We start from the raw sequence: 6,683 nt of genomic DNA, 5'->3' as shown, positions 1-6,683 counted from the left end.
TCGCAGCGGCTGCTGGGCACCAACGAGATCATCCTGATCCACCACACCGACTGCGGCATGCTGACTTTCACCGACGACGAGTTCAAGCGGTCGATCCAGGACGAGACCGGCATCAAGCCCGAGTGGGCCGCCGAGGCCTTCCCCGACCTGGGGGAGGACGTGCGGCAGTCGCTGCGACGGATCGAGGCCAGCCCGTTCGTGACCAGGCATGAGTCGTTGCGCGGGTTCATCTTCGACGTCGCGACGGGAAAGCTCAGCGAAGTCACGCTGAGCTAGTCGTTCTTGAGGGGCTTGATCAGCCGCCGTACGGACGGGTGATGATCTCGAGGAAGTGGCCGGCGGGATCGCGGAAGTAGACGCCGCGCCCGCCGTCTTTGTGGTTGATCTCGCCGGGACGGCTGGCCCGCGGATCGGCCCAGTGCTCGAGGCCCTGCTCCGTGATCCGCCCGTAGATCGCGTCGAAGTCATCTTCGGACACCAGGAACGCGTAGTGCTGCGGGCGGATGTCGTCTCCGGCGTCCGCGAAGTCCATCGAGGCGCCGTGTTCGAGCGCCACGACCAGGAAGTGGGCCATCGGCGTCGCGGCCGGCAGGCCGAACAGGTCGGTGAAGAAGGCCGCCGACTTCCGCTTGTCCCTGGCGGCGACGATGGTGTGGTTGAACGCGATGGTCATGTGATCTCAGTCAACCACCTTCATTCCGGGCGCGCCAATGCCTCAGGATGGGGGAGTGCCGGACGACGAAGTCCTTGCGGGACCGCGCATTCTGCTGCGCAGACCCCGGCCGGACGACGCCGGCGCGCTGTTCGCCCGCGTCGCGTCCGACCCGCAGGTGACGCGGTACCTGACCTGGACGCCGCACCCCGACGTCGGCGAGACCCGCCGGGTCATCGATGAGCTGTTCAACGTCGGCGACGACCACACCTGGGTGATCGCGATCCGCGACACCGCCGACGTGATTGGCCAGCTCGGCTATCGGCGGGCGCAGCCCCATGCCGTCGAGCTCGGGTACTGCCTCGCCCGGCGGTGGTGGGGGCAGGGGCTGATGTCCGAGGCGGTGCGGGTCGTCCTCGACTCGCTGGCACGAGATCCCGCGCTGTATCGGGTCTCGGCTGCCTGCCACGTCGACAACACCCGGTCCGCGCGACTGCTCCGACGCGCGGGCCTGTCACTGGAAGGCAGGCTGGCACGCTACGCGGTGTTTCCCAACCTGAGTCCCGAGCCGCAGGACGGCCTGCTGTTCGCCAAAGCTATGAGATGAGCCAGCAGAGATTGGAGTGATGATGCCGAGTTCCTTCCAGCTGTCCGACCTTTCCGTACCGGTCGTTGCCGCCCCGATGGCCGGCGGACCGTCCACCCCGGAGCTGGCCGCGGCGGCCACCAACGCGGGCGGTCTCGGGTTCGTCGCCGCGGGATATCTCTCCGCGGACACCTTCGCCGAGCGCGTGATGGCGGTCCGCAAGCTCACCTCCGGCCCGCTCGGAGTCAACCTGTTTGTGCCGCAACCGAGTGCCGGAACCAGCGCGGAGATCCAGCGCTACGCGGCCGCTCTGTCGGGGGAGGCCGAACACTACGGCGTGGCCCTCGGCGAGCCGCGGTATGACGACGACGGCTGGCCGGCGAAGCTGGACGTGGTGCTGCAGTTGCGGCCGGAGGTGGCGTCGTTCACGTTCGGGCTGCCGGACGCGGACGAGTGTGACCGCTTGCGCCGCGCCGGCGTCGCGACCGTGGCGACGGTGACGACGCTGCCCGAAGCCCGGATGGCCGTCGGCCGCGGCGTCGATGCGGTGGCCGTGCAGGGCCCGGCGGCGGGCGGCCATCGCGGCACCTATGATCCGTCGGCGCAGCCGGGCACGGAGCCGCTGGCGGACTTGCTGTCCGCGGTCATCGCCGCGGTTGACGTGCCCGTGGTCGCCGCCGGTGGGCTGATGACCGCCGAGGACGTGGACGGGGTGGTTCGCGCGGGCGCGGTCGCCGCGCAGCTGGGCACGGCGTTCCTGCTGTCCGACGAGGCGGGCAGCAGCCCTGTCCACCGCGCTGCGCTGCAGGATCCGCAGTTTACTGAAACCGTAGTGACACGGGCCTTTTCGGGACGCTACGCGCGCGGCCTGCGCAACAGGTTCATCAACGAGCACGAAGCCGAGGCGCCGTTGGCCTATCCGCAGGTCAACTACCTGACCAGCACGCTGCGGGCGGCGTCGGTGCGGGCGGGCGATCCGCATGCCACCAACATCTGGGCGGGCACGGGATTCCGCAAAGCCACCGCCGGCCCGGTGGCCTCGATCATGGCGGCACTGTCGTGCAGGTAGGGATGACGATGCCGGTGATGGAGCCGGACCTGGACGCGGCGACGCTGAAGGCGTGGGCGCGGGCGGTCGACGACGGGCCTTTCGCCTCTTTGTGTTTCGGCGAGCGGATCGCGTTCGGCAACCCGGATTCATTGACGTTGCTGGGCGCGCTCGGCGCGTGGACGGAGCGGGTCCGGCTGGTGACCACCGTCGTCGTCCCGCAGTTGCACCACCCCGTCATGCTCGCCAAGGCGCTGGCGACGGGAGACATGCTCAGCGGCGGGCGCCTCACGGTCGGGCTGGGGGTGGGCGGTCGCCACGAGGACTATCACGCGGTCGGCGCCGACCCCGCGACGCAAACGATGCGCGGCATGGCCGAACGCGTGGCGGTGATGAAGCGGGTGTGGTCGGGGGAGAAGGTCACCGAATCGGTCAATCCGGTGGGGCCGGCGCCGCTGCAGCCCGGCGGCCCGCAGCTGTTGGTCGGCACCATGGGCCCGAAAACCGTTCGCAGTGCGGCGAGTTGGGCCGACGGCCTGACGGGCACGACCCTCGACCTCGACGTCGACAGGGCGGCCGGGCTGTTCGGGGTCGCGCGGACGTCATGGGCACACGCCGGCAGGCCGGCACCGCGCCTGACCACGTCGTTCTGGTTCGCGCTGGGCTCCGACGGGACCGCCCGCGAACAGATTCGCAGACACCTGCGGCGCTACATGAACTGGATCCCGCCCAGGTACGTGGACGCCATCGCGCCCACGACCGGCTTTGCGGGCACCGAGGATGAGCTGGTTGCCGTACTGCGCAAGTTCGCTGATATCGGCACCGACGAGGTCCGGCTGATCCCGACCAGCTCGGAGCTCGACCAGCTCCGGCGGGTCGCCGACGCCGTCTCCTCCGGATAGCTCTGAAACAGAGGTATCTTGGATTTGTGGAGACCCGCACCGACCTGATCACCGAGCTGTTCAGCGTGGTCGGGCGGTTCCGCCGGCAGCTGCGGCGCACCGGCCGCGGCTTCGACACGGCCGGCCTGACCGAGGCGCAGGCCGAGCTGCTGCGTTTGGTCGGCCGCCGGCCGGGGATTTCGGTGCGGGAAGCCGCCACCGAGCTGGGGCTGGTGCCCAACACCGCGTCGACGCTGGTTTCGAAGCTGGCTTCCGACGGCCTGCTGATACGGGACGTCGACGAGGACGACCGCAGGGTCGGCCGGCTGAGGCTCACCGATTCGGCGCAGCGCATAGCCGACGCGTCGCGCGCGCAGCGCCGCGCCGCGCTGGTCGAGGTACTGGCCGGACTCGAGGCCGGGCAGGTCGACGCGCTCGCCAGGGGATTGCACGTCATGTCCGAAATCACCCGCATGCTGCATGAGAGGCAGGCGTGAGTATGCCGAACCAGGTGGCCGTCGACTGTCGGCATCTGACCCACCGCTACGGCGACTTCACCGCCGTTGACGACCTGTCACTTCAAGTCCGCGCGGGAGAGACGATGGGCTTGCTGGGACCCAACGGGGCGGGCAAGACCACGGTGGTCCGGGTGCTGACCACGCTGAGTCCGGTCCAGCAGGGCGAGGTTCGGGTGTTCGGCCTGGATTCGCGCAGGCACACGATGGACATCCGGTACAACATCGGCTATGTGCCGCAACAGCTTTCGATAGAACCGGCGCTGACAGGCAGGCAGAACGTGCAGTGGTTCGCCCGGCTCTACGATGTGCCGCGCGCAGAGCGGGCCGACCGTGTGGACGGGGCCCTGGACGCGATGCAGCTGCTCGACGTCGCCGACCGGCTGGCGAGCACTTACTCGGGCGGCATGGTCCGCCGCCTCGAGCTCGCGCAGGCCCTGGTGAACCGGCCGTCGCTGCTGATTCTCGACGAACCGACCGTCGGGCTGGACCCGATCGCGCGGGACGGGGTGTGGGCGCAGGTGCGGCGCATGCAGGCCGAATTCGGGATGACGGTGCTGCTCACGACGCACTACATGGAAGAGGCCGACACGCTGTGCGACCGTGTCGCGTTGATGCACCACGGCAAGCTGCAGGCGGTCGGGACTCCCGCCGAGCTGAAACGGGCGGTGTCGGCGAACGCGACGCTGGAGGATGTGTTCCGTCGTTACGCGGGATCCGATCTCGGCGAGGACACCTCGCGACGAGGGCTGCGTGAAACCCGTTCCGCCAGAAGGGTGGCGCGCCGTGTCGGTTGAGCCGGGTGTTCGCGTCGACATCGTCCGGGCACCGCGCGGGTGGCGCAAGGTCCGCGGCCTGCTGGTGCGGGTCGGCACCTTCTCGCTGGTCGAGTTGCAGAAACTGCGGCACGACCGCACCGAGCTGGTCACCCGGATGGTGCAGCCGGCGCTGTGGTTGTTGATCTTCGGCCAGACGTTCAGCCGCCTGCGCGTCATCGACACGGGTTCGGTGCCGTATCTGGCGTTCCTGGCCCCCGGCATCATCGCGCAGTCGGCGCTGTTCATCTCGATCTTCTATGGGATCCAGATCATCTGGGATCGCGACGCCGGCATCCTCGCGAAGCTGATGGTGACGCCCGCGCCCGCGTCGGCGCTGATCACCGGCAAGGCCTTCGCGGCGGGGGTCCGCTCGGTCGCCCAGGTCGTCGGGGTGCTCGCGCTGGCGTATCTGATGGGCGTGCACATGACCGTCAACCCGGTCAGAATCCTCGCGGCGATGGGTGTGGTGGTGCTGGGCGCCGCGTTCTTCTCGTGCCTGTCGATGACGCTGGCCGGGCTGGTGCGCAATCGCGACCGGCTGATGGGCATCGGCCAGGCGATCACGATGCCGTTGTTCTTCGCGTCGAACGCGCTTTACCCGGTCGACGTCATGCCTGAGTGGCTGCGCTGGCTCAGCAGGGTGAATCCGCTCAGCTACGAGGTCAACGCATTGCGCACGCTGCTGGTCGGTATCCCGTCCAATGCGGCCCTGGATATCGGCGTGCTCGCGGTTGCCGCCGTCGCCGGCATCGCCGCGGCGTCGGCCCTGCTGCGCCGCCTTGTCCGGTAACAGCGCTCGCATAGGTGGCGATGATGGTGTATGCATTGTGGACAGCGTTGAGCACGACCGAGGGGGCACAGGTGGCCACATTCCGACTTCCCGCGCGGCGGCTGGTCCTCGCCGGCGCATGCTCGATGGCCCTGGCCGCCGCCCCGGCGGCCGCGTTGCTGGCGGGTTCCGACGCCGCCCCGGGCAACAACGTTGCCGACCAGTGCAGCGGAGGCATCAACTGGAACATCATGTCCGAGGGCGTCCCGGTCAATTCCAACTGCGGGGCGGTCGGACCGCAGCCCATCACCTCCGGCGCACCCAGTCAGCAAACCCTCACTGACTGCAGCGGCATTCCGGGCTGCCTTTCGAACGCTCTGTACGGCCCCGGCAACGTGCAGGTGCCCCGACCCAACACCACCGTTCAGCAGAGCCAGTAGGGCTTGAGCGAGGACGCCAAGCCGTCCGGCGCCGGGCGTCACGTGGACCGCCGGAAGGCAATTAGCGCAGCTTGCGGCCGTTGCTGTCGGTGACGGAACCGGTGAACATCATGATCGCGTCGATGAAGGCCCAGATGCCCACACCGAGCAGGATGAAGAACCCGATGATGAAAAACGTCGTGATGAATCCGAGGATCGTGAGTCCCAGCTGCACGAACCCGATTGGCAACGAGCCGATGTAGAACCGGCCCACGCCGAAGGTGCCGAGGAACAGTTGCAGGCAGCCCGCGGCCACGGCCGACTTGTCGGAGAGGGGGCGTCCCGTGGCGGGGTCGCGCCCGTACGGAGCGCTCGGGTCAACGGCATATGACGGCGCGGGGTACGGCTGACCGGGATAGGCCGGGTAGTCGTTGTACCCGGGTGACTGCGCCCACCCCGGCGGGGGCCCGTAGGGATCGCCGGGCGGGTTCGGTGTTGACATCTTGGCATCCTCCTGACCCGGCAGACCCTACCGGGACCACCCGTTTGGCCGCGGCGAGTTGACGCAGTTGTTGCGCCGGCTGGTCAGCCGCGGAAGCCGCCGCGGCCGAAGCCGGCAGATATACCGTGGCGGGTATGAACGCGGACATGAGCCACCACAATCATCACCACGATGTACTCGACGATCTGAATCCGAAACACCGCGCACTGCGCCAGATGATTCCTGACGTTTATCGCGGGTTCGGCGAGATGAGCAAGGCCGCACTCACGTCGGGCGTCCTCGACCGGAAAATCAAGGAGCTCATCGCGCTGGTCATCGGGGTGACGAACGGCTGTGACGGTTGCATCGCTTCGCACGCCCGGGGTGCCGTGCGCGCCGGAGCAACCAAGGAAGAGGCGGCCGAGGCAATCGGCGTCAGCATCCTGATGGCCGGCGGTCCGGCCACGATCTACGGCGCGCGTGCCTATGACGCGTTCTGCGAATTCAGCGAGGC

10 protein-coding genes and 1 pseudogene are annotated in these 6,683 nt (G+C 68.6%); 9 read left to right on the top strand and 2 right to left on the bottom strand.

Features of this window, described 5'->3' with window-relative positions:
• Window positions 1-276, top strand: a pseudogene (locus VKG81_RS20280) (carbonic anhydrase); the annotation flags it as partial.
• A 19-nt stretch (window positions 277-295) separates the two neighbouring features.
• On the opposite strand, the gene VKG81_RS20275 reads toward VKG81_RS20280, so the two are convergent.
• Entirely contained in the window at window positions 296-673 is a 378-nt protein-coding gene (locus tag VKG81_RS20275) for a VOC family protein (RefSeq protein WP_324398515.1), read from the bottom strand.
• Between the two features lie 55 nt (window positions 674-728).
• On the opposite strand from VKG81_RS20275, the gene VKG81_RS20270 reads away from it, so the two are divergent.
• The 7 genes from VKG81_RS20270 to VKG81_RS20240 are packed head-to-tail and all read left to right on the top strand — an operon-like array spanning window position 729 to window position 5,709.
• Complete coding sequence (locus VKG81_RS20270) at window positions 729-1,259, top strand: GNAT family N-acetyltransferase (RefSeq protein WP_414685351.1); 531 nt, start codon at window positions 729-731, stop codon at window positions 1,257-1,259.
• Between the two features lie 22 nt (window positions 1,260-1,281).
• Window positions 1,282-2,307 carry a nitronate monooxygenase gene (locus VKG81_RS20265; RefSeq protein ID WP_324398513.1) on the top strand — a complete coding sequence of 342 codons (1,026 nt, stop codon included), beginning with the start codon at window positions 1,282-1,284 and terminating at the stop codon, window positions 2,305-2,307.
• 2 nt (window positions 2,308-2,309) lie between these two features.
• A complete protein-coding gene (locus VKG81_RS20260; protein WP_324398512.1) occupies window positions 2,310-3,188 on the top strand; it encodes an LLM class flavin-dependent oxidoreductase in 879 nt (292 codons plus the stop codon).
• Between the two features lie 26 nt (window positions 3,189-3,214).
• A complete protein-coding gene (locus VKG81_RS20255) occupies window positions 3,215-3,664 on the top strand; it encodes a MarR family winged helix-turn-helix transcriptional regulator (protein ID WP_324398511.1) in 450 nt (149 codons plus the stop codon).
• Window positions 3,665-3,666: 2 nt separating this feature from the next.
• Window positions 3,667-4,479, top strand: coding sequence for an ATP-binding cassette domain-containing protein (locus VKG81_RS20250; RefSeq protein ID WP_324398519.1), 813 nt, complete (start codon window positions 3,667-3,669; stop codon window positions 4,477-4,479).
• The gene (locus tag VKG81_RS20245) at window positions 4,469-5,290 is read left to right on the top strand and encodes an ABC transporter permease (protein WP_414685350.1); all 822 of its coding nucleotides are present in this window, start codon (window positions 4,469-4,471) and stop codon (window positions 5,288-5,290) included. The genes VKG81_RS20250 and VKG81_RS20245 overlap by 11 nt, the downstream gene beginning before the upstream one ends.
• A gap of 47 nt (window positions 5,291-5,337) precedes the next feature.
• The gene (locus VKG81_RS20240) at window positions 5,338-5,709 is read left to right on the top strand and encodes a hypothetical protein (RefSeq protein WP_324398510.1); all 372 of its coding nucleotides are present in this window, start codon (window positions 5,338-5,340) and stop codon (window positions 5,707-5,709) included.
• 61 nt (window positions 5,710-5,770) lie between these two features.
• On the opposite strand, the gene VKG81_RS20235 is transcribed toward VKG81_RS20240, so the two are convergent.
• Entirely contained in the window at window positions 5,771-6,190 is a 420-nt protein-coding gene (locus VKG81_RS20235) for a TM2 domain-containing protein (RefSeq protein WP_324398509.1), read from the bottom strand.
• A gap of 146 nt (window positions 6,191-6,336) precedes the next feature.
• Between VKG81_RS20235 and VKG81_RS20230 the strand changes: the two genes are divergently transcribed.
• Window positions 6,337-6,683 (top strand): carboxymuconolactone decarboxylase family protein (locus VKG81_RS20230; protein WP_324398517.1); only part of this gene is annotated, 347 nt, incomplete at its 3' end.

The organism is Mycobacterium sp. (assembly GCF_035314905.1).
In the GTDB taxonomy this organism is placed as follows: domain Bacteria; phylum Actinomycetota; class Actinomycetes; order Mycobacteriales; family Mycobacteriaceae; genus Mycobacterium.
The sequence above is the reverse complement of the archived record's forward strand: the minus strand, read 5'-3'. Positions and strand labels throughout refer to the sequence as shown.